This is a genomic window from Mesorhizobium sp. M0060, assembly GCF_040323155.1.
In the GTDB taxonomy this organism is placed as follows: Bacteria; Pseudomonadota; Alphaproteobacteria; order Rhizobiales; family Rhizobiaceae; genus Mesorhizobium.
The window spans coordinates 22,035-45,290 of record NZ_JAMYUP010000032.1 but is presented as its reverse complement, the minus strand read 5'-3'; the positions used below and the strand labels follow the sequence as shown (position 1 = coordinate 45,290).

At 63.7% G+C, this 23,256-nt stretch carries 22 protein-coding genes and 2 tRNA genes; 16 read left to right on the top strand and 8 right to left on the bottom strand.

The window, feature by feature from the left end; translation table 11 throughout:
* Nucleotides 1-5 precede the first annotated feature (5 nt).
* Nucleotides 6-338, bottom strand: coding sequence for a lipid-A-disaccharide synthase N-terminal domain-containing protein (locus NKJ94_RS24915; protein WP_023717355.1), 333 nt, complete (start codon nt 336-338; stop codon nt 6-8).
* On the bottom strand, nt 331-1,059 hold the full coding sequence (locus NKJ94_RS24910; protein ID WP_352528780.1) for a glycosyltransferase family 2 protein: 729 nt from the start codon (nt 1,057-1,059) through the stop codon (nt 331-333). The genes NKJ94_RS24915 and NKJ94_RS24910 overlap by 8 nt, the downstream gene beginning before the upstream one ends.
* Nucleotides 1,060-1,348: 289 nt before the next feature.
* Here NKJ94_RS24910 and tyrS point away from each other — a divergent pair, with 289 nt between their 5' ends.
* Entirely contained in the window at nt 1,349-2,602 is a 1,254-nt protein-coding gene (gene tyrS, locus NKJ94_RS24905) for a tyrosine--tRNA ligase (protein ID WP_352528778.1), read from the top strand.
* Nucleotides 2,603-2,703: 101 nt separating this feature from the next.
* Here tyrS and NKJ94_RS24900 read toward each other — a convergent pair whose 3' ends face one another.
* Entirely contained in the window at nt 2,704-6,081 is a 3,378-nt protein-coding gene (locus NKJ94_RS24900) for a hypothetical protein (RefSeq protein WP_352528776.1), read from the bottom strand.
* Between the two features lie 96 nt (nt 6,082-6,177).
* On the opposite strand from NKJ94_RS24900, the gene NKJ94_RS24895 reads away from it, so the two are divergent.
* From NKJ94_RS24895 to NKJ94_RS24830, 14 genes are all read left to right on the top strand, one after another.
* A complete protein-coding gene (locus tag NKJ94_RS24895; protein ID WP_352528774.1) occupies nt 6,178-6,645 on the top strand; it encodes a peroxiredoxin in 468 nt (155 codons plus the stop codon).
* A gap of 139 nt (nt 6,646-6,784) precedes the next feature.
* Nucleotides 6,785-8,080, top strand: a complete 1,296-nt coding sequence (locus tag NKJ94_RS24890) for a M23 family metallopeptidase (RefSeq protein WP_352528772.1) — start codon at nt 6,785-6,787, stop codon at nt 8,078-8,080.
* 196 nt (nt 8,081-8,276) lie between these two features.
* On the top strand, nt 8,277-9,713 hold the full coding sequence (locus tag NKJ94_RS24885) for an FAD-binding oxidoreductase (protein WP_352528770.1): 1,437 nt from the start codon (nt 8,277-8,279) through the stop codon (nt 9,711-9,713).
* Nucleotides 9,710-10,450, top strand: a complete 741-nt coding sequence (locus NKJ94_RS24880; RefSeq protein ID WP_352528768.1) for a FadR/GntR family transcriptional regulator — start codon at nt 9,710-9,712, stop codon at nt 10,448-10,450. The genes NKJ94_RS24885 and NKJ94_RS24880 overlap by 4 nt, the downstream gene beginning before the upstream one ends.
* A 2-nt stretch (nt 10,451-10,452) precedes the next feature.
* Nucleotides 10,453-10,890, top strand: coding sequence for a VOC family protein (locus NKJ94_RS24875; RefSeq protein WP_352528766.1), 438 nt, complete (start codon nt 10,453-10,455; stop codon nt 10,888-10,890).
* Nucleotides 10,891-10,982: 92 nt separating this feature from the next.
* Complete coding sequence (locus tag NKJ94_RS24870; protein WP_352528809.1) at nt 10,983-12,011, top strand: ABC transporter substrate-binding protein; 1,029 nt, start codon at nt 10,983-10,985, stop codon at nt 12,009-12,011.
* Nucleotides 12,011-12,784 carry an ABC transporter ATP-binding protein gene (locus tag NKJ94_RS24865; protein ID WP_352528764.1) on the top strand — a complete coding sequence of 258 codons (774 nt, stop codon included), beginning with the start codon at nt 12,011-12,013 and terminating at the stop codon, nt 12,782-12,784. The genes NKJ94_RS24870 and NKJ94_RS24865 overlap by 1 nt, the downstream gene beginning before the upstream one ends.
* Nucleotides 12,781-13,536, top strand: a complete 756-nt coding sequence (locus NKJ94_RS24860) for an ABC transporter permease (protein WP_352528763.1) — start codon at nt 12,781-12,783, stop codon at nt 13,534-13,536. The genes NKJ94_RS24865 and NKJ94_RS24860 overlap by 4 nt, the downstream gene beginning before the upstream one ends.
* A 117-nt stretch (nt 13,537-13,653) precedes the next feature.
* Entirely contained in the window at nt 13,654-14,820 is a 1,167-nt protein-coding gene (locus NKJ94_RS24855; RefSeq protein ID WP_352528761.1) for an ROK family transcriptional regulator, read from the top strand.
* A complete protein-coding gene (locus tag NKJ94_RS24850; protein ID WP_352528759.1) occupies nt 14,817-15,581 on the top strand; it encodes an ATP-binding cassette domain-containing protein in 765 nt (254 codons plus the stop codon). Before NKJ94_RS24855 ends, NKJ94_RS24850 begins: the two co-directional genes overlap by 4 nt.
* A gap of 39 nt (nt 15,582-15,620) precedes the next feature.
* Nucleotides 15,621-16,661 (top strand): sugar ABC transporter substrate-binding protein, encoded by a 1,041-nt coding sequence (locus tag NKJ94_RS24845; protein WP_352528757.1) that lies wholly within the window; start codon nt 15,621-15,623, stop codon nt 16,659-16,661.
* A gap of 163 nt (nt 16,662-16,824) precedes the next feature.
* Nucleotides 16,825-17,820 carry an ABC transporter permease gene (locus NKJ94_RS24840; RefSeq protein ID WP_254817612.1) on the top strand — a complete coding sequence of 332 codons (996 nt, stop codon included), beginning with the start codon at nt 16,825-16,827 and terminating at the stop codon, nt 17,818-17,820.
* On the top strand, nt 17,817-18,602 hold the full coding sequence (locus NKJ94_RS24835) for an SDR family oxidoreductase (protein ID WP_352528755.1): 786 nt from the start codon (nt 17,817-17,819) through the stop codon (nt 18,600-18,602). The genes NKJ94_RS24840 and NKJ94_RS24835 overlap by 4 nt, the downstream gene beginning before the upstream one ends.
* On the top strand, nt 18,599-19,255 hold the full coding sequence (locus NKJ94_RS24830; protein ID WP_352528753.1) for a GNAT family N-acetyltransferase: 657 nt from the start codon (nt 18,599-18,601) through the stop codon (nt 19,253-19,255). Before NKJ94_RS24835 ends, NKJ94_RS24830 begins: the two co-directional genes overlap by 4 nt.
* Nucleotides 19,256-19,434: 179 nt before the next feature.
* Here NKJ94_RS24830 and NKJ94_RS24825 read toward each other — a convergent pair whose 3' ends face one another.
* The gene (locus tag NKJ94_RS24825; RefSeq protein WP_352528751.1) at nt 19,435-19,824 is read right to left on the bottom strand and encodes a hypothetical protein; all 390 of its coding nucleotides are present in this window, start codon (nt 19,822-19,824) and stop codon (nt 19,435-19,437) included.
* 343 nt (nt 19,825-20,167) lie between these two features.
* Nucleotides 20,168-20,243: transfer RNA gene (locus tag NKJ94_RS24820), tRNA-Val, on the bottom strand.
* 216 nt (nt 20,244-20,459) lie between these two features.
* On the opposite strand from NKJ94_RS24820, the gene NKJ94_RS24815 reads away from it, so the two are divergent.
* A tRNA-Asp gene (locus NKJ94_RS24815) sits at nt 20,460-20,536 on the top strand.
* A 205-nt stretch (nt 20,537-20,741) separates the two neighbouring features.
* Here the strand turns inward: NKJ94_RS24815 and rbsK are convergent.
* The 3 genes from rbsK to NKJ94_RS24800 are packed head-to-tail and all read right to left on the bottom strand — an operon-like array spanning nt 20,742 to nt 23,216.
* Nucleotides 20,742-21,668, bottom strand: coding sequence for a ribokinase (gene rbsK, locus NKJ94_RS24810; RefSeq protein WP_352528749.1), 927 nt, complete (start codon nt 21,666-21,668; stop codon nt 20,742-20,744).
* A 4-nt stretch (nt 21,669-21,672) separates the two neighbouring features.
* The gene (locus NKJ94_RS24805) at nt 21,673-22,125 is read right to left on the bottom strand and encodes an RbsD/FucU family protein (protein WP_352528747.1); all 453 of its coding nucleotides are present in this window, start codon (nt 22,123-22,125) and stop codon (nt 21,673-21,675) included.
* A 32-nt stretch (nt 22,126-22,157) separates the two neighbouring features.
* Entirely contained in the window at nt 22,158-23,216 is a 1,059-nt protein-coding gene (locus NKJ94_RS24800) for an ABC transporter ATP-binding protein (protein WP_352495328.1), read from the bottom strand.
* Nucleotides 23,217-23,256 lie beyond the last annotated feature (40 nt).

The window sequence follows — 23,256 nt, the reverse complement described above, 5'->3', positions numbered from 1 at the left end:
CGGGCTCAATCGACCTTCGTCATCGCCGCCTTGCGCTCGTTGGCGATCAGCCAGAGATTGCGGATATAGATCAACAGGCCCATGGCCTGGCCAGCGATGAACACCGGATCCTGACGCTGGATGGCATAGACCAGCAGCAGGCCGCCGCCGAACAGCGAAAAGAACCAGAAGGCGATCGGCACGACACTGCGCTTGGCCTTTTCCGACGCCACCCACTGCACCAGAAACCGCATGGTGAAAAAGAACTGGGCGACGAAGCCGAGCAGTACCCAGGCATCGAATTGCTTGACGAAAACATCGTGAAGCCAGGTCGCCAATTCCTGAAGCACGTTACCCATGCGTGATTTCCTCTACTTTGGGCATTCTGCGGCGCCTGCGGCGCAGCCACCAGACACCGGCAAGATCGAGGACGCCCTGCAGGCCGCGATCGAAGATGCCGTAGTTCGATTTGCCGTGACGGCGGGAGCGGTCGACGACGTCGCAATGAACGACGCGGTAGCCCTCCTGGATGACCAGCGCCGGAACAAAGCGGTGGGTGCCGTCGAAGAACGGCAATTTCCTCAAGATGTCGGTGTGGATCGCCTTGAGGCCGCAGCCCGTGTCCCGCGTCTCGTCGTGCAGGATGGCCTTTCTCAGCCCGTTGGCGAAACGCGACGCCAGCTGCTTGATCTTGCTGTCGCGGCGCTTCAGCCGCTGTCCCTGCGCGGCCCCGACGTTGGGACCAGCCTGCCGCAGCGCATCGATCAACATTGGGATGTAGCCGGGATCGTTCTGGCCGTCGCCGTCGATGGTGGCGACGATATCGCCGCGCGCTGCCCAGGCGCCGGAGCGCACCGAGAGCGACTGGCCGGCAGATTTTTCATGCCTGAGGTGGCGCAGCGGAAACGCGCGAAGTGCCGCTTGGGCGGCGAGCACCGAAGGCGTGTCGTCGGTCGAGCCGTCATCGACGACGATCACCTCGAAGTCGCGCCCGGCCATGGCAGCGCCGATCTCGTCGAGCAGAAGCGGCAGGTTCGCCGCCTCGTTCCGGCAAGGAATGACGATGGATATCTCCGGCATCTCGACTCTGTCACAGGATATGGCATTCGATCGATGCCGCGCGGTCCAGCGGAAGAGCCCCGCTGGCGCGGCGCCTCATTACGCCAGCCGAAACGAGGACGCAAGCATAGGGAATGTCATCCGCGGGAACGCAAAACCGGATTCCACTTTTGCTGATCGCGCAAACCCATCCGAAGCGCGATCGGACGCAAAACCGGATTCCACTTTTGCTGATCGCGCTTGGATGCTAAACGCCCGCCTTCATGCACATCCCGAGCCGCTGCGGCCGGGCGCTTCCGGGAAAGAAACGATGTCCGCCTTCAAATCCGATTTCCTGCGCACAATGAGCGAGCGCGGTTTCATCCACCAGACCTCGGACGATGCCGCCCTCGACCAGCTTTTCGCCACGGAAACGGTGAGCGCCTATATCGGCTTCGATGCCACCGCGAAGAGCCTGCATGCCGGGTCGCTGATCCAGATTATGATGCTTTACTGGCTGCAGCAGACCGGCCACCGGCCGATCGCGTTGATGGGCGGCGGCACCTCGATGATCGGCGATCCGTCGTTCAAGGACGAGGCGCGCAAGCTTTTGACGCCGCAGGACATCGAGAACAATCTGGCCGGCATCCGCCGCAACTTCGCTCCGTACCTCAAATTCGGCAGCGGCTCGAACGACGCCGTCATGATCAACAATGCCGACTGGCTGATGGATATCAACTACGTCAATTTCCTGCGCGATGTCGGCCGGCATTTTTCGGTCAACCGCATGCTCACCTTCGATTCGGTCAAGCTCAGGCTGGAGCGCGAGCAGTCGCTGTCGTTCCTGGAATTCAACTACATGATCCTGCAAGCCTACGACTTCGTCGAGCTCTACAAGCGCCTCGGCTGCCGGCTGCAGATGGGCGGCTCCGACCAGTGGGGCAACATCGTCAACGGCATCGATCTCGGCCATCGCATGGAAGGCGCGCAGCTTTACGCGCTGACGACGCCGCTGCTTACTACCTCGTCCGGCGCAAAAATGGGCAAGTCGGCATCGGGCGCGGTCTGGCTCGATGCGGAGATGCTGTCGGCATACGAGTTCTGGCAATATTGGCGCAACACCGAGGACGCCGATGTCGGCCGGTTCCTGAAGCTTTACACGACCTTGCCGCTCGCCGAGGTCGCGCGCCTCGAACGGCTCGGCGGCTCGGAGATCAACGAAGCCAAGAAGATCCTCGCCACCGAGATCACCGCCATGCTGCATGGCCGCGAGGCGGCAGAGGAGGCCAGCGAAACGGCGCGTAAGACGTTCGAGGAAGGGGCGCTCGCCGAAACACTGCCGACCGTCGAGGTGGGCAGGGCCGATCTCCAAGCCGGCGTCGGCATATTGTCGCTGTTCGTCACCGCCGGGCTGGCAGCGTCCAACGGCGAGGCGCGGCGGCATATCCAGGGCGGCGCCGTGCGCCTCAACGACCAGCCGGTATCCGACGACCGCCGGATGGTGACGCTGCAGGATCTCGGCCCGGAAAACGTCGCAAAGCTGTCGCTCGGCAAGAAAAAGCACGTTCTGGTGCGGCCGGTTTGAGTGTCTGAGATGCTGTGCAGAGCCCTTGATGCCGGCAGGACAGAGGGGGGCGCGAAGGATCGCTACAGAGCGACTTTATTCCGAACCCCGACCCACCCGCCTCACCGGTATTCAAAGATCGACCTGAAAATGCCGGGCGCGATCACCGATAGCGGATTGACGTCGAGGGTCGGCTTGTTGGCATTGCCCCTGAGCCTGTAGGTGACGCCGATCAGGCCGCGGTCGCGGCCATTGCCGAGCAGCGCGCCGATCAGCGGCAGTTCGCCGAAGATGCGGTTTACACCGTAGGCCGGCATGAACGTGCCGGTCATGTCCATATTGTTGTTCTGATCATAGAGCGTGCCCTGGAAGGTGGTGCCGATGCGCGAGCCGCGCAGCACGCCGTTGCGCAGCTTCAGATAGCCGCTGCCTTTGTCGATTTCGCTAAAACCGCGCTCGAACTTCACCCTCGACGTGTCGAGATTGCCCTTGACCGCCTCATTGAGGCTGCGGCTGTCGCCGGCCGGCGTCGTCGACACGATCGAGGCGAGCTTCGGCTCGTTGACGATAAAGAAGTTCTTGGCGTCGACCTGGCCTTTCATCGGCCCGTCGCCGGCCCCAGTGAGCGCCAGCGTGATCGAGCCGCCTTCCATATGCTCGTAGATGTTGAGGAAGCGCAGTATGGCGCCGGCGTCGGCCGACTTCATGTTGAGTGTGCGCAAGCCGCCGCCGGTCGTGTTGCTGATGGTGATCGCGGCTCCCGAATCTGCCGTGGCGCTCACCTTGAGCCCGTTCACCCTGGAGCCGGCGCCGCTGTAGTCGAGCTTCAAATTCGACAGCACCTCGTCGTGGAAGCCGGTCAGGGAACTGACGTCGGCGCTGACCGAGATCGCATCGACGCCGGTGGTCTTGGTGGCGGTGTCGACGTCGGACGTGAATTGCTTGATCAGCGAGCGTGCGTCCAACGCGCTGCCGCTGACCTCGACCGCATAGGCCTTGCCCGACCGCTTCACCGAGACGGCGACGTCGTCGCCCCTGTTCAAGGTGACCTTGCTGAACCGGGCCGAGGACAAGGCGCCGTTGACCAGCACGGCGCTGCCGTCGATGGAGAAGGTCTTGCCGTCGAGTTCGAAATTGGACAGCGTCGTGGTGTCGCCGGTCTTCGCCATGGCGAAGACGACCTTGGCGGGAATGCCGGGGCCCTTGCTCCAGCCGGCCCAGGGAATGTCCAGCCTGGCATTGGTCAGGTCGGCCGACACGTTCTGGTTGCCGGCGCCGCTCTTGTCGATCGCCACCTTGATGGTTCCGGAAAGCAGCGTCGACAGGCCAGGCATGGCGGTGGCGCGCGTCTTGTCGTCGAGCACCAGCGCTACTTTACGACTGCGCGGCGGGCCGCCATCCCTAAGCGGTTCGATCAGGTCGAGCTCGGCCGGAATGCCGTTGAGCAGCGCCTTGGCCGAGATCACCGCCCGGTCGGGCGCGACCGTGATCGAGCCGTCGGCATGGCTGACCGTCTGGCCCTCGAACGGCTTGCCCAGCGACAGATCCTTGTAGTCGAGTGCCACCAGCCAATCGAGTTTGGACGAGTCGACGCCGGACTGCAGCGGAATATCGGCCTTGACGTGGCCGGTCACCGTTCCGGACAGGTCGTCCGGCAGCAGGCCGACATGGCGCATGGCGTTGATCGGGTCAAACGATGCCAGTTCGGCGATTGCCGGCGCCTCGCCGGCGACATCGATGTCGAGCGCGCCGATCACCGGCGGATGATTCGCCGCCTTGACGGTGAGCGTGCCGTTGCTCGCCGCCACGGTACGGCCGCTCGGCATATAGACGCTTCCCGAGGACAGCGCGACGTCGACGTCGTTGCCGTGGAAGCCGACGACGCCGACGGCATCGCGGATCGGCGGGATGCGGCCGGCCGTGTCGAAGCGCGATCCTTCAACCTGGAATCGGCCGAACACTTCATCGGCGGAAAGCGGCACGCCGTTGCCGAGCCGTCCGGGTACGACCTGGAACTGCAGGCTGCCGTCGACGACGCGGCCGCCGAACAGGTTCTTAAGCACCCACAGCCTGGCATTCCGCGCCGAAAACCATGGCCATAATTGCTTGACGTGCGAGACCGGCATGTCGTGAACGTTGAGCGCGACCGATATGCCCGGCGCCTGGTTGGCGACAAATGAAACCGAGGCCGTGCCCAGCACTTCGCTGGCCGGCCCGGACCGGACGCCGATCTGCTCGGCGATCAGCTTTTGGCTCGTCGGCTGGTAGACGCCGGCAATACGGGCAATGAAGCTGAGCGCCGGCTCCGGCGAATCCGAAGGCGCCAGGGTCGAACCGTCGCTGGTCAGGTCGTAACGATAGGATGGCTCCTCGCCGGCTGTGCCAGTAGCCGGCTTCGGCCCGATCGAACCGGCGAAATCGAAGGTCGAGCGGCCGGTCTTCACCAGCAAACTGTCGACCTGGATCTTGTTCGAGCCGGCGACGAGCGTTGCATCGAGATCGACGTCGGCCGGAAGCAGGCCGCGCGGCCCGAGATCGAGCACCGATCCAGTCAGCGACAAGGCAGCGGTCAGCCGCGAACCATTGTCGCCGACGCCTTCCGACCCCGCCAGCTTCAAGGTGATCGCACCCAATTTGCCACCTGCCGCCGCAGTGTCGGGGTCCGCCGCCTCGACGCTGGCGTCCAGCGCGGTGATGCGTCGCGTCGCCGGATCGCGGGTGGCGGAAGCGGCGATGGTGAGCGCCCTGCCGTCGACATCCGCGTCGGATGAAAACTCCATGCTTCCCGGTCCCGACTGCGACACGGAGGCGTCGGCGATGGTGACCGATTTGACCGATCCGGTCTCGGGCAGTGCCAGCTCGACGTTGCGCAGATCGATCTGGCGCATCGAATCCTCGCGCACCGCATCAAGCGCGCGATTGATGTTGGCGAAGACGGCGGCGGAAAGTTTTTCCGGATCGATGAGGCCGTCCTGGTTGCGCAGCCCGGCCGTCCAGTCGCCGCCGGACGGCATTGCCGCCATAACGACGTGCGCGTCGGAAATCCTGGCGCTGGTCAGCCGCACCTCGCCCGAAAGCAGCGGGATCAGCCGGATGCCGAAGCGAACCTGGCCGGCATCGGCCATCGGCTTGCCCTTGGCGGTCTTGAGGCTGACGTCGCTGACCTGCAGCGCAATGAAACTCGACCCGTCAAGCGTCAGCCGGGCCGGCCCGACGGCAACGTCGACATCGAAGCCGGCCAACCTCTCGATTGCCGTTTCGGCCTCCGCACGAAGCCGCTCCGAGCCGAAGCCTGACACGCCGATCGCATAGACGCCGGCCGCAGCCAGCAGCACAAGGGCGACAAGGCCGGCAAACAGCCGCGCCATCAAACGAACGCCGCGACCGATCGACGCCTGGCCGAGCGGCGGTACGCGGCATGCGGACGGAAAGGTCCCCAGGTCGGTGATCTCGTCACGCCTGAACCTGATCTTCTCGTGCTGCGGTAGCTCCTGATCCACGCAATCTTCCGTTGAAACGAATTCGATCGTGGACGAATCCCCGCTCGACATTATATCGGTGCAGCCTGGCGCGTAACCTCAAACAAGGGCATCGGTATGGCTGACCTCGACGTGGGCGATATTGCGCCGCAATTCGATCTTCCGCGCGACGGCGGCGGCTCACTCAGCCTCGCCGCATTGCTGGGAAAACCCATCGTACTCTATTTCTACCCACAGGACGACACCACAAGCTGCACCAACGAGGCGATCGGCTTTTCGCAGTCGAAGCCGGAATTCGAAAAGGCCGGCGCTGTCGTGATCGGCCTGTCGCCGGACAGCGTCAGGAAGCACGACAGGTTCAAGGCGAAATACGATCTGAGCATCGATCTGGTCGCCGACGAGGAACGCAAGGTGATCGAGGCCTACCATTTGTGGGTCGAAAAGAAGCTCTACGGCCGCACCTATATGGGCGTCGAGCGCGCGACGTTCCTGATCGGCCGGGACGGACGCATCGCCAGGATCTGGCGCAACGTCCGCGTCAAGGGTCATGCCGAAGAGGTGCTGGAGGCGGTTCGCGCGCTTTGAGTGCTGCGGCACGCCGCTGCAACTCGATGCGCGTTTTGCGCGAAGACCTTTGCCTGGGCGTTCGATCCGGCAAAACTTTGTTAACCCTAATAATGTGTAATCAGGCTCGTCGTTGGTATCGTAACGAAAGCTTGGTCCCGTGAACGTAACCAGTCAGTCAGCGGTCTTCGGCAGGCGCAGAGAGCCCCACACGGTCATCATCGCCCGGGGCGACCAGATAAGGCATTTCACCATACGTCCGTGGCTGGCCGCATTTTGCGGCTCGGCGCTGGCGGCGATCGTCATAGGCTACCTGCTGGCGACCTCTTATCTGGTGCTGCGCGACGATCTGATCGGCGCCACGACGGCGCGGCAGGCGCGCATGCAGCAGGCCTACGAAGACCGCATCTCGGCACTGCGCAGCCAGGTCGACCGCATCACCAGCCGACAGCTTCTCGACCAGCAGCTGATGGAAACCAAGGTCAGCGAGTTGCTGGAGCGGCAGAGCCAGCTCAGCCTGCGTCACGGCCGCCTCGGCCCGATCCTCGAACGAGCCGAAAATGAGGCCGGAACGCCGCCCGAACCGACGGCAAAGCCGGACGAACATGCCGATGCGACCGGCAGCATCGCACGGCCGACGGCCTATTCCGTCGCCAGCCTTGCTGCCCCGCTTGCCGGCCCTGTGGACGTCGACGACACGAGGCCGTTCTCGCTGTGGTCGACCCGCGCTGATCCGCTGCCGAGCGAGAGCACGGCCGACCGGGCAGACAAGCTCTTCGTTTCGATCAACAACTCGCTCAAGGCGATCGAGAGCCAGCAACTCACCCGCATCGCCACACTTGCCGACAATGCCTATAAGAGCGCCGACGCGATCTCGCAGGCGCTCGAGGCCGCCGGCCTGCCGCCCACCAGCGAATTCGAAAAGAGCGACGTCGGCGGCCCGCTGATACCACTTGACAGTTCGTTGACCTTTGACAGCAAGGTCAAGGAGTTGGACGAGGCGCTTGACGCGCTGGATCATCTTAAAAAGGAAGCGCGCCGGCTGCCGCTCGCCAACCCCGCGCCCGGCCATAGCGTCACCAGCCCGTTCGGCGTGCGCACCGACCCCATCCTCGGCACGGCCGCCTTGCATTCCGGCATGGATTTCAGGGCGCCGATCGGTATGCCGGCCAAGGTCACGGCAGCCGGCGTGGTCGTCAAGGCCGGCTGGAACGGCGGCTACGGCCGCATGATCGAGGTCGACCACGGCAATGGTTTTGTGACGCGTTACGGGCATCTCAGCGAAATCGACGTCGCCGTCGGCCAGAAGCTCGATGCCGGCGACATCATCGGCAAGACCGGCAACAGCGGCCGCTCGACCGGCCCGCACCTGCACTACGAGGTTCGCCACAATGGCGAGGCGATCGACCCGCTGCGGTTCCTGACCGTCGGCAAGAAGGTCGAGCGGTACCTCTAGGAGCCGGGCTGCTCCTCAGACGGACCAGCAATTGAGTGGCAACCTCGCCTAAGCATCCGCCGGCGATCGCCCTTCGCTCTGTCCTCCCCAGCAAACATTCGGCTCCAGCCCTTGAGGGCTTGTGCCCACGGCGTTGACTCCGATGCAGTTGTAGGATGATATGTATAAGCCTATGCCTTAGCTCAACAGGCTTGTAATGACCGTTCATGGTATCCCGCCTGAAATTCTGAATGCCCTGGAGGGCGCTGTCGGACAAAGCGGCGTGGCCGCCGACGCTGCCGGCATGGCGAAATACCTTGGGGACTGGTCCGGGGATCATCGCGGCGGAGCCCTTGCGGTGCTGAAGCCTGCTTGCGTCAGCGAAGTCCAGGCTGTGGTGCGGCTCTGCGGTACGCTCGGCCTCGGAATCATCCCACAGGGCGGGAACACAGGACTGGTGGCGGGCGCAATCGACCTCGACACCCGTGGCGCGGTGGTCGTCAGTCTGGAGCGGTTGAACGGCATCCGTCTCGTCGACGCCGACAATTTCATCCTGCAGGCCGACGCCGGCTGCATCCTGCAGCACATCAAGGATGCGGCAGCGGCACAGAATTGCCTGTTTCCGCTGGCGCTCGGCGCGCAGGGAAGCTGCCAGATCGGCGGCAATGCGGCCAGCAATGCCGGCGGTACCAACGTGCTGCGCTATGGCATGGCGCGCGATCTCATCCTCGGCCTCGAAGTCGTCCTGCCCGACGGCGAGTTGTGGAGCGGCTTTTCCGGCCTGCGCAAGGACAATCGCGGCTACGACCTGAAGCAACTTTTCATCGGCAGCGAAGGAACGCTCGGCATCATCACCGGCGTCGAGCTCAAGCTGTTTCCGAAACCGATCCGGGTCGAGACCGCCTATCTCGGTCTCGCTTCGTTCGAAGCGGCCATCACCCTGTTCCGGCAGGCTCGCCGGGCCTCATCCGATCTGATTTCGGCCTTCGAGATCATTGGTTCGGAGTGCATCGAGCTCGCGCGCTTGATCGACGCCGACGTCGTTTCGCCGGTCGAAGCTCCCGTCCACGTGCTGATCGAACTCTCCGCAAGTGCTGCGGTCGACCTGCGCTCCATGCTGGCCGATTTCCTGGCCGGGGCCATGGAGAGCGGTCTGGTGGCCGACGCCGTCCTTGCTGAAAGCATCGCGCAGGCCAGCGCGTTCTGGGCCATTCGCGAGGGCTTGGTCGAGGGCCAGGCAAAGCGCGGCTACCATGTGCGCACCGACCTTGCGGTCAGGATATCGGACATCCCTGCCCTCATCGGTCAGGCCCGCCAATTCGTGGTGCTGGAACATCCCGGCTGGCTGCCGCAGGCGTATGGCCATGCCGGCGACGGCAATATCCATTTCAACGTCCTGCCACCGCACGGGCTCGCCGAGGCTGAAGCTCGTGCCGAAGGCGCGGAGATCACCGCCGGACTCTACCAGATCGTCGGCGCGCTTGGCGGCTCGATCAGCGCCGAGCACGGTATCGGCCGCACCCGTCATCGCACTTTCTGGGCCGGCCTGGCGCCTGCCCATCGCCGGCTCATCACTGCGCTCAAAACAACGATCGACCCTCAGGGGTTGATGAATCCCGGCTGCCTTCTGCCATCGACGGAGACGTTTCCATGAAGCAAAGACTGGCCGCTATCGGCACGGTGGAGGCGCTGCCGCATCGCGTCGCCGCATTCCTCAGCCGCGAGATCGAATCCGGCGAGCTCAATCCGGGCACGCGGCTGCCGACCGAGCAGCAGCTCTCGGAAAAATTCGGAGTCAGCCGCAACGTGGTGCGCGAGGCGATCGCCCAGCTCAGGGCCGATGGCATGATCGAAGCCAGGCAAGGCGTCGGAGCCTTCGTGCTGGCGCCAGAGCAGCGCGCGTCGATCCGGATCGACGGCGAGGCGCTGAAAGCGACCGGGAATATGGAGCGGCTGTTCGAGCTGCGTTGCATACTGGAAGCCGAGTCAGCCGCGCTCGCCGCCGAACGGCGCGGGCAGGAGCACCTCGACGCAATCAAGGCGGCGCTCGACCGGATGAGCGGCGAGGAGCGCTGGGAAGAAGGCAGCATCGACGCCGACCTGCTGTTTCATCGCGAGATCGCGCGGGCGACCGGCAACAATTACATCCACACCTTTATTTCCTTCGTTTGCGAGCAGATCCGCCGCTCGATCCACTACGCGCGCCTCACCAATCCGCTGCACGACTTGGTCGAAGTCAATGTCGGGGAGCATGTGCGCATCTACGAGGCACTGGTCGCCGGCGATCCCGCGGCCGCCGAGGCGGCGATGCGCGCCCACATCGTCGGCGCCGCCGGTCGCGTCGGCGTCAAGTTGCCGGCATCGCGCCTCGCGCGCAGCACAGGGAGGTAGCCATGCCGGTCGGAGGCGCACATGCGATTTCGGACGTCTGCCTGCTCGTCGAGAATATCGAGCGGACGGTTGAATTCTATGTCGAAAAACTCGGCTTCCGCCTGCGGCGCCGCGCCGAGGGCTTTGCCGACTTCCATGGCGAGGGGATCACGCTGGCGGCCTGGGAGATCGACCATATCAGCCGGCACGCCGGCATCTCGAAACTCAGGTCGCCGCGCCAGGCGCACAAGGTCTGCGTGGCGGTCAGGCTTGACGCGCCCGGCGAGATCGACCGGCTCCACGGCGAACTGGCGGCCAAGGGCGTGCCCTTCTACGGCCCGCCGGAGGATTATGTCTGGAATGCGCGCTGCGCCTATTTCACCGATCCCGATGACACGCTTTGGGAACTATACGCCTGGCTCGACGGCGGCCCCGGCGACTATCACGACGAACAGCCGTAGACGACGCCGCGCCACTGGGAAACGGCGCGCAATGAAGAGACGAGAACGTCTTGCAACAGGAGCGAAAAATGAGTGGGAACAGGCACTACGACATGAACCGCCGCAGCTTCATGAAAGCCGGCTTCGCCGCCGTCGCGGCAGCATCGGCCGGAATGCAGCTCGTGCTGACGCCGGGCGCCAGGGCTGCCGGAAAGGTCGTCATCCAGTACGACTGGCTGATGTCCAACGGACAGATCGGCGACATCGCCGCGGTCGCCAACGGTTATTTCAAGGAGGTGGGCCTCGAGGTGGAATTCAGCCCGGGCGGTCCCAATGCAGCGACGGTGCCGCCGGTGATTTCGGGGGCCGCGCAACTCGGCCAGTTTTCCGAAACGCCCCAGCTCTACGCGGCGCGCGCCAGCGGCGTGCCGGTGAAGATCATCGCCTGCGGCTTCCGCACCGGTCCTTATGCCTTCACTTCGAAGCCTGCCAAGCCGATCCGCGGCGTGGCCGATCTCAAGGGCAAGAAGATCGGCATCCAGCCGACGGCGCGCTTCGTCATCGATGAGATCCTGGCCAAGAACGGCATCGATCCGTCCGAGGTCACTGTCGTCAATGTCGGCTTCGACAAGGCGCCGCTGGTGCGCGGCGACGTCGACGCGATTGGCGGATGGATCACCAACACCCAGGCGCTGAGCGTCGTCGGCGATGACAGGATCGATCTTCTGGTGCGCGATCTCGGGCTGAACTCCTATGCCGACGTCTATTTCGCTAGCGACACCGCGATCGAACAGGATGCGGAAACGCTGGCGAAATTCATCGGCGCCGTCGCCAAGGGCTGGGGCTGGGTGCACGCCAATCCGCAGGAAGCAGTCAAGAAGATGGTCGAGGCCTATCCGGAGATGGACCTTGGGTGGGAGCAGAAGACGATCAATCTGGTGCTGAAACTCTCCTTCGACGGTGCAACCGCCAAGGACGGATGGGGAACCTTCGATCCCGCCTCGATCGAGGAGCAGCTGGCGCTGCTGGACAAGGTCGGCCAATACCCGAACGGCCGGCCCGCGGCAGCCGACGTCTACACCACCAAAATACTCGAATTGTCGGCCGCCGACCGACCCAAGCTCGACGCGCCCGCCGCTTGATGGCGAACGCGATCGAGGCCCGCGGCCTGGATGTCGGCTATGGCGGCCGGCAGCCGGCGGTGAAAGTGCTCACCGGTCTCGACTTGTCGGTCGCGGCCGGCTCCTTCCTGTCGATCCTTGGACCTTCGGGATGCGGCAAGTCGACCCTGCTCCGTGTGGTTGCGGACCTGCTCGATCCGCTCAGCGGCTCGATCAGCGTGCTTGGCGACACACCGCATGCGGTCCGTTCGCGGCGCGACGTCGGTTTCGTCTTCCAGGACTCGACCCTGCTGCCCTGGCGCACCGTGCGCGACAACGTGCACCTGCCGCTCGATGTCGGACAAGGCCGGCTTACCCGGACAATAGACGACCGAACCGACGAACTGCTTGATCTGATGGGGCTTGCCGGGTTCGGCGAGCGTCTGCCGCACCAATTGTCCGGCGGCCAGCGCCAGCGCGTGGCGATAGCCCGGGCACTGCTTGGGCAACCCAGGCTGCTTTTGATGGACGAGCCTTTCGGCGCGCTGGACGAGATCACCCGCGACCGTCTCAACGACGAGCTTCTGTCGTTGTGGCGGCGCACCGGCGCGACCATCCTTTTCGTTACTCATTCGATCGCCGAAGCCGTCTATCTCGGAGAACGGGTCATCGTTCTCGCCGCCAATCCGGGCCGCCTGGCCAGGGACCTCGATATGCGGCCGTTCAAGCAGGAGGGCAACCGCTGTTCGCGCGAGGATCCGGCGATCGTTGCCGTGATGGCCGAACTGCGCGGCGCGCTGGAGCAGGCCTCATGAGGCAGGCGCCCTTGCCATCGGCGCTGGCCGTCGCTCTGCCCGTTTTTGGCGCGGCCTCGATCCTGATCGCCTGGCAGTTCGTGCTGCCATGGCTCGGCGTGCCGGCCTATATCGTGCCGACGCCGACGGCCATATCAGGCGTGTTCCAGAGGAGTCTTGCTTTGCTGCTCAGCAACCTCTGGCCGACGCTGATCGAGGCGCTGGCAGGATTTTTCATCGGCAATCTCGCCGGTGTGCTGCTGGCGGTGCTGTTCGTGCACAGCCGCATCCTGCAGGCCGCGTATTTTCCGATCGTGCTGTTCTTCAACACCATTCCCATCCTGGCGCTGTCGCCGATCATCATCCTGATCTTCGGGCTCGGCATGACGCCGAAGATCGTGATCGCGGCGGTGATCTGCTTCTTCCCGACACTGGTCAACATGATCCGGGGGCTGGACTCGGCCAGCGACAACGAGCACGAACTGTTCCGCGTGCTATCGGCTACGCGGTGGGAAATATTCTGGAGTCTGCGCCTGCCAAGAGCATTGCCGATGTTGTTCTCCTCGCTGAGAATCGCTTCGGCGACGGCGGTGATCGGCGCCATTGTCGGCGAGTGGATCGGGTCGGACAAAGGTCTCGGCGCGCTCATCATCCAAGCGACCTTCAACTATCAGTCGGACCGGCTCTATGCGGCGATCGTGCTGTCGTCGTCCTTGTCAATCGCGATGTTCTCAATCGTGGTGCTGCTGGAGCGACGTGCCATCCGCTACTGACCATGTCGTGAGCGGCCATCAGCTAGGTTCGCTCCGCACGGCTCTCAATTATTTTTGAATTCCATTTGACTGAATAAATCTTCGGTGCCAGTCTGGCCTCTCTCGAGGGCGCAAGGCATGGCACTGCGGGGAACCAATCAGGAGTTCGGGCGGCCGTATAATCGGCGCATCGTGCTCGAATCCATCCGCCTTCACGGGCCGATCGCCCGCGGCGACATTGCCAGGCGGGTCGGGCTCACCGTGCAGACCGTGTCGACCATCGTTCGCGAGTTGGAAGAGCACGGTTACGTGCTGTCGCTGCGCGAAGAGCCCAAGGGGCGCGGTTTGCCTCCGGCCACGCTGCGGATCAATCCGGAAGGCGGCTATGCCGTCGGCATCCACGTCACCCCGCTGGGCATCAACGCCGCCCTGATCAACCTCAGCGGCGACGTGATCGAGAGCACCTACCGCCAAGCCTCCAATGCAACGCCCAACCACGCCTTCGAGCTGATCGGCGCCATGGTGCTCGAACTGACCGCGTTGCGGCCCGGAGGCCGCGTTCTCGGCATCGGCATGGCCTTGCCCGGCCCGTTCGGCGTGGAGTCCATGAGCTTTGTCGGGCCGACCACCATGACCGGCTGGAAGGACGTGGCGCTGCGCGAGCGGCTGGCCGCATCGACCGGGCTGCCCGCCTTTTTCGAAACCGACATGGCGGCCGCGGCCATCGGCGAGCGCCTCTACGGCCTTGGGACGGCATATTCCGAATATTACTATCTCTATTTCGGCGTCGGCCTCGGCGGCGTCATGGTGCATGACGGTGCCGCACTACGCGGCGCCTGGGGGAATGCCGGCGAGATCGGGCACATCCCCGCGGTGCCGGGCGGCGAACCCTGCCCCTGCGGAAATCGCGGCTGTCTCGAACGGTATCTCTCGCTCGAGGCGCTGCGCCGCCGCAACATCGCCGACGCCGACTGGGTCAGCGAAATCGCGCCGATCTTCCGCAACGCCGTCACCATCATCGAAAACCTGTTCGACCCCGAAACCATCATCCTCGGCGGGCTGGCCTCCACCGATCTGCTCGAAAGGCTGGCCGGCGCGGCTGTGAACCTGCCCAACTCGGTCTCGGCGCGAAGCGACCGCAAAACGCCTCGCGTCAGCGTCGCGCGCGGCGGCCAGCATGCGGTGTTGCGCGGCGCCGCCGCACTTGCCGTCTCAGGGGTGCTTTCGCCGCGCTTTGGCCAGATCTTCACCGCCGAGCGCGAGCGCGGGCGAGACCTCCTGCATAATAAGGGGATCGCCGCATGAGCGAACCGCTGCTGGTGCTCGACAACGTCACCAAGAACTATGGCGCGATCGAAGCGCTGAAAGGCATCAGCTTCTCGATCGGCAAGGGCGAAGTGGTGGCGCTTCTCGGCGACAACGGCGCCGGCAAATCGACGCTGGTCAAGATCATCGCCGGCGGCCTCGAGCCGACCTCCGGCCGGATGCTGTTCGAAGGCAAGGAATTCCTCGCCAAATCCCCCGCCGAGGCCAAGGCCGCGGGGATCGAGACCGTCTACCAGGACCTGTCGCTTTGCACCAATGTCGACGTGGTCGCCAATTTCTTCATGGGCCGCGAGATCACCAGGAAGGTTCTCGGCATTCCGGTGCTCGACGAACCCGCCATGGAGCAGGTCGTCGAAAAGGCGCTGGCCAGCGCCGGCACGCGCATCCCATCACTCAGAACCAATGTCGAGCACCTCTCGGGCGGTCAGCGGCAGGCCATCGAACTCAACCGGTTCGTGCATTTTGGCGGCAAGCTGGTGCTTCTCGACGAGCCGTTCGCAGCCCTTGGCGTCGAGCAGACGCGGCGCGGCCTCGACATGATCCGCCAGGTGGCGAGCCAGGGCATCGGCGTCGTCATCATCACCCATATCATGCAACAGGCCTTCCAGGTCGCCGACCGGATCGTGGTGATCCGGCAAGGCGTCGTGGCGGGCGACGTCGCACGCAGCAAAACAAGTCCCGACGCGGTGATCAACATGATCACCGGAGAGACGCTCGCCGGTGCCGGACCGGCGAGCTGAGGGACAAATGAGGGGTCCGGCGCAAGAGGAGCGAACGACATGAAGAAAATACTTCTTTCCGTCTTCGGTATCCTGGCACTGGCCTTTGCCACGCTCACGCCGGCATTCGCCCAGTCCAAGGGCACCGTCTATTATATGGTGCCGACATTGCTCGATGAGTTCCAGACCGGCTCGGTGAGCGCGCTGGAATTGTTCCTGAAGCAGGTCGGCTACGAGATGAAGACGCTGAACGCCGACAACAAGACCGACGCTCAGCAATCGCAGATGAACGACGTCATCGCGCTGAAGCCGGCGGCGATCATCCTTGCCGCCGTCGATTTCAATGCGCTGAAACCATCGATCGAGGCCGCCCGCGCCGCCGGCATCCCGGTCGTCGAGTTCGACCGCCAGATCACTTCGACCCCGTCCGACTTTACCTCGGTGGCCGGAACCGTCGAGATCGGCTACGTCGCCGCCGATCAGGCGCAAAAACTCCTGACCGCGAAGAACGGCTCGGTGAAGGGCAAGATCCTGCAGGTGCTCGGCGATCCGGGCGACCCCTACACGCTCGATATCCAGAAGGGTTTCGAGGAGAAGATGAAGGCATTCCCGGACGTCAAGATCATCTCGCTGCCGGCCATGCAATGGGCGGCGGATGCGGCCGGGACCATCGTCAACGACCAGATTCTCGCCAACCCTGATATCGACCTGATCTTCAGCCATGCGGCGCACCTCTCGGTCGCTGCCGTCGCCTCGCTCGAGGCGGCCGGCAAGAAACCAGGCGACGTCATGCTGATGAGCTCGAACGGCGCTCCGGTCGGCCTCGACCTGATCCGCAAGGGCTGGCTCAACGTCGAAGTCGAGCAGCCGCTCTATGCCCAGGCCGCTGCCGTCGCCATGTTCATGGACAAGGCGGTCAACAAGCAGGAGATCAAGCCCGGCGAATACGACGTGCTCGGCCTGAAGTCGACCGTGACCAAGGAAGCCTGGGGGCCGAACATCAAGATCCCCGGCGCTGCGATCACCAAGGAAAATGTCGATAACCCGGCCTTCTGGGGCAACATGAAGCCGCCCTCGGACACCGTAAAGCCGGTCGAATAGCAAAGTCGCCAAGCGCTCCGGGCCACGCCGGCCCGGAGTCCAGCCCTGCAGCTGTGCGCGTTAGAACGGACGCGCATGGGAACGCTGCAGCAATTTTCAACCGCGCCTGATCTTTCCGAAGACCGAGTGGTTTTTCGGGGTGACGCGCCAACCGGATCCGCAGATGAACCCCCGCACGCGCCAAACCCTCGAGTTCATCCTCGACAATCTCGTCTGGTTCATGCTGGTCTTCGTACTGGTGGTCTTTTCCATCCTCATCCCGAACTATTTTCAACTCGGCATCTTCGCCAACATCATCGAGGCGTCGAGCGTGCTCGGCGTCATGTCGATCGGCCTGGCGCTGGTCATCATCGCCGGCCATATGGACCTGTCGGTCGAATCGGTGGCGGCGCTCAGCGCCATGGCGGTCGGCATCCTGTTCTGCTCATCGGGCATCGGCCTTGGCATCCAGTTGCAGCCGCAATGGCTGATGGTTCCGGTTTCGCTACTCATCGCCCTTGCCGTCGGCGGCCTCATCGGCGTCATCAACGGCTACCTGGTGGTCAAGGTGAAGATGAGCGCCTTTATCATCACGCTGGCCTCCTACATCTGGGTGCGCGGCCTGGTGCTGGTCATTTCCGGCGGCCGCTCGGCACAGGACCTTGCGCCGGCAATCCGCTGGTTCGCCATCCAGCGCCTGGGCGGCCTGCCGCTGACCGCCTGGATCGCCATCGCCTGTTTCATCGTCTTCTCGCTGATCATGGCCAAGACACCTTTTGGCAGACATCTCGTCATGATCGGCGGCAACGAGACGGCGACCTTCCGCGCCGGCATCCGCGTCAATCGCAACCTGGTCATAGCCTTCGTTCTCGCCGGTGCCATTGCCGGCCTTGCCGGCTGGCTGCTGGCGATCCGCACCTCCGGCGCCACCGCCAATCTCGGTGTCGGCCTGTTGTTCAACGCCTTCGCCGCGGTCGTCATCGGCGGCGTCAGCCTGAAAGGCGGCGTCGGCACCTTGCCCGGCGTCTATGCCGGCGTGCTGCTGCTCTCGGCCATCAATACGGCGATCAACCTGATGGGTCTGCCGGCCAACTTCACCCAGGTGATCCACGGCCTGCTGGTGCTCGCCGCAGTGCTGCTCGACGCGTTCAAGCAAACCATCCGCCAGAGGCTGGCATGAGCAGCCGACCGCAAACCGTGAGACTTTTTGGCAAGGTGGCGCTGGTCATCGGCGCGGCCCGCGGCATTGGCAAGGCGATCGCACAGCGCTTTGCCGAGGAGGGCGCGAAGCTCGTCCTGGCCGATACCGAGGTTGAGGCCGGGCAAGCGGCCGCGGATGAACTCGGTGCCGCATTCATCTGCACCGACATCTCGCAGATGGCCGATGCGCAGGCCGCCGTGGCGCTGGCGCTCGACCGTCACGGCCGGCTCGACATCATGGTCCAGAATGCCGGCATCTATCCCTGGCAATTGCTGGAAAACACCAGTCCCGACGACTGGGACCGGGTCATGGCGGTGAACTTGCGTGGCAGCTTCATCGCCGCACGCGCGGCGCTGGTGCCGATGAAGGCGCAGCATTTTGGCCGCATGCTGTTCACCTCCTCAATCACCGGCCCGCATGTCACCAGCCCCGGTCACGGCCATTATTCGGCGACCAAAGCCGGCATCAACGGGCTGATCCGTTCGGCCGCGCTCGAATTCTCGGGCTATGGCATCACCGTCAACGGCGTCGAGCCCGGCAATATCCTCACCGAAGGCATAGAGCAGCATCGCGGTGCGGCCTTCATCAAGAACATGGAAGACGCGATCCCGCTCGGCCGCCTCGGCAGCCCGCGCGACGTGGCCAACGCCTTCCTGTTCCTGGCCTCGGACGACGCCAGCTACATCACCGGCACGACCATCATCGTCGACGGCGGGCAGCTTTTGCCCGAGGGCAAGGATTTCCGGCTGCTGCCGCCATGATCCTCGATTTCGGCGGCGGTTTCTTCCTGCGCCGGGCGACCGCCGCCGATCATCCGGCACTTGCGATGATCTGCCTCAAGACCGGCGACGCCGGCAAGGACGCCAGCGGCCGCGAGGACGACCCGGATCTGCTCGGCCTCGTCTACACCATCCCCTACCAGGTCCTCGAACCCGAGCTGGCCCTCATTGTCGATGGGTCCACAGGTCCGGCCGGATATCTGCTTGGCGCAGCCGACACAGCCGCTTTCAATGCCAGCCTGGCGACAAACTGGTACCCGGCACTGCAGGGTCGCGTGGCTGAACCCGGACCCGACAGCTCGCATTGGCGCGGCAGCGATTGGGCGCGGCACCAGATCCATCATCCCGATTTCGCTGTCCCGCCTGTGCTGGCCGCCTACCCGTCGCACGGCCATATCGACCTGTTGCCGCAAGCGCGCGGGAAAGGCGTCGGCAGGCGCGCGATGGAATTTCTCGAGCAGCGGCTTGCGGCGAGCGGCTCAACCGGCGTCCACCTCGAAGTTATGCCGCACAATCACGGTGCGCTGAAGTTCTACAAGGCGATCGGCTTCGAGGTGCTGCAGGACGCTGATCCGCCGAAGCATTGCATCTTTGTTGCAAAACGGCTTGCTCATGCGGCGGAAGCTGCAGGCTGAGCCGCGGCAAGCAATTGCATGAGTTGCACGGAACACAGTGACCGGGAGGTTTATAGAAGTACAATGCTGCGGTGCTGCAGCAACAAGTTGCCCCGCGCGAAACACCTTTGCCGCACGAACCAAACCTTCGTCGCGGCAACGGACATTGAAGGGCCGCCGCATCAACGCGGTGCGGCTAATCAGAGTCTTGGCGGAGCGTCTACTAGTTCAGCGTGGGGCAGAGGAACATCCGCGACTGTTTCGCCGACCACAATGGAGAACACATAAAGCAGATAAATGGTTAATACCACTAACGCGAGGAATGAGCCTCTGGCAAAGATTCCTGCAACCGTGGCGCGGGGATGAGGTTCAACTTTTTCCTTCTTAAAGGTGTCTTCTTCGCTAGGGGTTGTCTTCACAACCCATTCGCCTGGAAGCCGGTTTTTTTCAGCCTCCTTCGATATCTTATCCGCGAGATCTCCTGCGATCACGGCATCATTAGGAAGATGACTCGTAAGCCATCCAGGAATATCTTCGCTCCCGCCCGTGCCCATGTGCAGTAAAATACTGCAAGTTTTAACTTTCGGCAATCGTTTGCCTTATGGGAGGCAAGCAGGTCAGACTTAAGTCTTACGGAAAGACAGTTCGAATCAGACCAAAGTCCGAGTTGCGTAGTGGTCGGATGCGTCTCACCCGGGCCGTGAAGCGTTTGCGAGCGGAAGATACGGCAACAACGACGAATCCATTGGTTGCGATCAGAGGTTGCGCCGGGACGGTCAGCATGAGGGGTGTAGCCCCGGTGCACGCAGATTGGCAGAAATGGACTGCCAGTGGGGCTGCGTCGACCAACGCCGATTGGGCGATTCTCCTGCAGTGCAGGCATATGAACCTGATGTTGCACGGACATGTCTGGATTGAACACATCGCGGAAAATGGTGGGCGATGACGGGCTCGAACCGCCGACATCTTCGGTGTAAACGAAGCGCTCTACCAACTGAGCTAATCGCCCGCTCCGGGCGGACCTTTAAGCAGTTAGGACCGGCTTCGCAAGGCCAAATGAGCGGCCAGCGGCTTGGCCAGGAGCCGGTTTCGGCAACAAAGTTCTGCTTGTCAAAAAACCTTCTGCTGTTTGCCGTTATGCTGTCCGGGTCCGCTTGACACCCGGTGGCTTACCCCTTATCCACCGCCCCAACGACGAACACGGCTGACACGTGCTCGTCAATGCGCGGGTGTAGCTCAGTTGGTTAGAGTGCCGGCCTGTCACGCCGGAGGTCGCGGGTTCGAGCCCCGTCACTCGCGCCATTTCTCCTTGGGGTCACGGCCCCTTGATGTCGGAGAAATGTCGACGTTGATTGTCAAAAACCGTCTTTTTTCATGAGGTAATCCAGATTCATTGCTTTCGAATCTGAGATTGATTCTCATACATCAACCTACCAGCCCTGCTTGCTTGCGGCCGAGCCAGAAGACAACAGCTCCCCGCCCACAGTCTGGTCCCGCAGCTACGGCCTCACCCCTTGGCGAGCAGCGCCTCGACTTCCTGCAGCGTCGGCATCGACGGCGCGGTGCCTGGGCGCGTCACCGAAATGCCGGCGACGGCGCAGGCGAAGCGTACCGCCTGCAAGGGTTCGATCCCTCTCGACAGCGCTGCCGCCAGGCCGCCGTTGAAGGCGTCGCCAGCGCCTGTGGTCTCGACCACCGGGCCGGCAGCGACCGCAGCGGCATGCTCGGAACGATCGGCCGTGTGCAGCAGCGCACCCTTTTCGCCGAGCGTCACGATGGCGGCGCCAACGCCCTTCTCGAGCAGATTGTCAGCGGCGCGGCGGGCATCGTCGATGGAGGAAACCTTGATACCGGTCAGCTCCTCGGCCTCGGTCTCGTTGGGGGTGACATAGTCGCAAAGCGTATAGATGCGGTCCGGAAGCTTTGCCGCCGGCGCCGGGTTGAGGATGGTGGTCACCCCTGCCCCGCGCGCGATTTCCAGCGCCCGCATCGCCGCCTCGATCGGCTGTTCGAGCTGGGTGACGAAGATTCCGGCCGCGCGGATCAGCCCGGCATTTGCCTCGATGTCGGCGGGCGAGATCAGCATCGCCGCGCCGGGACTGACGATGATGGCGTTGTTGCCGCTCGTCTCCTCGATGAAGATATAGGCCGCACCGGTATAGCTCTGCGGCGTCTCGACGACGGCGCTTTTCACGCCCGCCTGCGACCAGGTCTGCCTCGCCATATCGGCGAAGGGATCGACGCCGAGGCGGGTCAGGAAGGTGACGTCGGCGCCGAGCCGGCCGGCCGCCACGGCCTGGTTCGAGCCCTTGCCGCCGGGGCCGAGTGTGAAGGACGTACCCAGGATCGTCTCTCCCATGCGCGGCTGGCGGGCGGCGCGGTAGGCGGTGTCGGCGACGAAGACGCCCAGTATGACGATCGGTCTGCCCGGCATATCGCTACTCCGCATCCGGCGGCACGACGCCCTTGCGGAATGCGAAGCAGCCGTAGAAGCGGCGCTCGCCGGTCTGGATGACGCAATAGGCCTTCTTGGCGCGTTCGTAGAAGGCGTAGCGCTCGACCGAGATCATCGGCCAGGCCTTGCCCTCGGCGGTGTCGATCTCTTTTTGCACTTCCTTCTGCACGGCGGGAATTTCGTCCGGCTTGCCGACGATCTCCATGCGGGCAGCCGCATCGTCAACGAAGGTGTCCAGCGGATAGAGCGACAGCACCGCCTTGGCCACGTCGGCCGCCGGCGCATCGATGCGCAGCAGTCTGCCAAGCACGGTCTGGCGCGCCACGGAATCGGACGGGAAATTGGTGTCGGCGATAATCAAATCGTCGCCGTGGCCCATCGCCCGCAGCGCCTGCAGCACATCGGCATTGAGCAGCGGATTGATTCCTTTGAGCATGGTATTCCTCGCGAGGCTTGCTGGGGGCGAAATCAGAGCCGCTTGCCGGTCTCTGCGTCGAAGAGATGCACCTGGTCGAGCCGCGGTTTCAGGTGCAGTGTGTCGCCCGGCTTGAAGTCGTGGCGCTCGCGGAACAATGCCACCATCTCGCCCTCGCCGAAGCGCAGGAAGACCAGCGTTTCGGAACCGGTCGGCTCGACCACCGAAATCTTCGCCGGAACACCATCGGGATGGATTTCGAGATGCTCGGGCCGCACGCCGTAGACGACATTGCGGCCATCTTCCACGGTATTGCTCGAGGCGATCGGGAACGGCGTCCCGGCGATCTCGACGACGGGCTTGTCGCCCTTGCGCACGACCCCCTTGAGCAGGTTCATCGAGGGCGAGCCGATGAAGCCGGCGACAAACAGATTGGCCGGCCGGTCGAACAATTCCAACGGCGCGCCGACCTGCTCGATGCGACCGTCGCGCATCACCACGATCTTGTCGGCCATGGTCATGGCCTCGATCTGGTCGTGGGTGACGTAGATGGTGGTGGTCTTCAGTCGTTGATGCAGTTCCTTGATCTCGGTGCGCATCTGGACACGCAGCTTGGCGTCAAGATTGGAGAGCGGCTCGTCGAACAGGAACACCTGCGGGTTGCGGACGATGGCGCGGCCCATGGCGACGCGCTGGCGCTGGCCGCCCGAGAGCTGGCGCGGATAGCGCTTGAGGTAGGGGTTGAGGTCGAGGATATCGGCCGCGCGCTTGACCCGCTCAGTGACCACCGCCGGGTCGGTTTTGCGCAGCTTGAGAGCAAAGGCCATGTTCTGCTCCACCGTCTTGTGCGGATAGAGCGCGTAGTTCTGGAACACCATGGCGATGTCGCGCTTGGCCGGCGGCAGATGATTGACGACGCGCTCGCCGATGGCGATGGTGCCACCGGAAACGGTTTCCAGCCCGGCCACCATCCTCAGCAACGTGGACTTGCCGCAGCCCGAAGGGCCGACCAGCACCACGAATTGCCCATCGGCGATGTCGACGCTGACATCGTGCAGAACCTTGACGGTTCCGAACGCCTTGGCCACATTGCGGATCGCGACTTGAGCCATCATTCCCCCTTCGGTTGCCGTGAAGCTAAACAACGCAAAC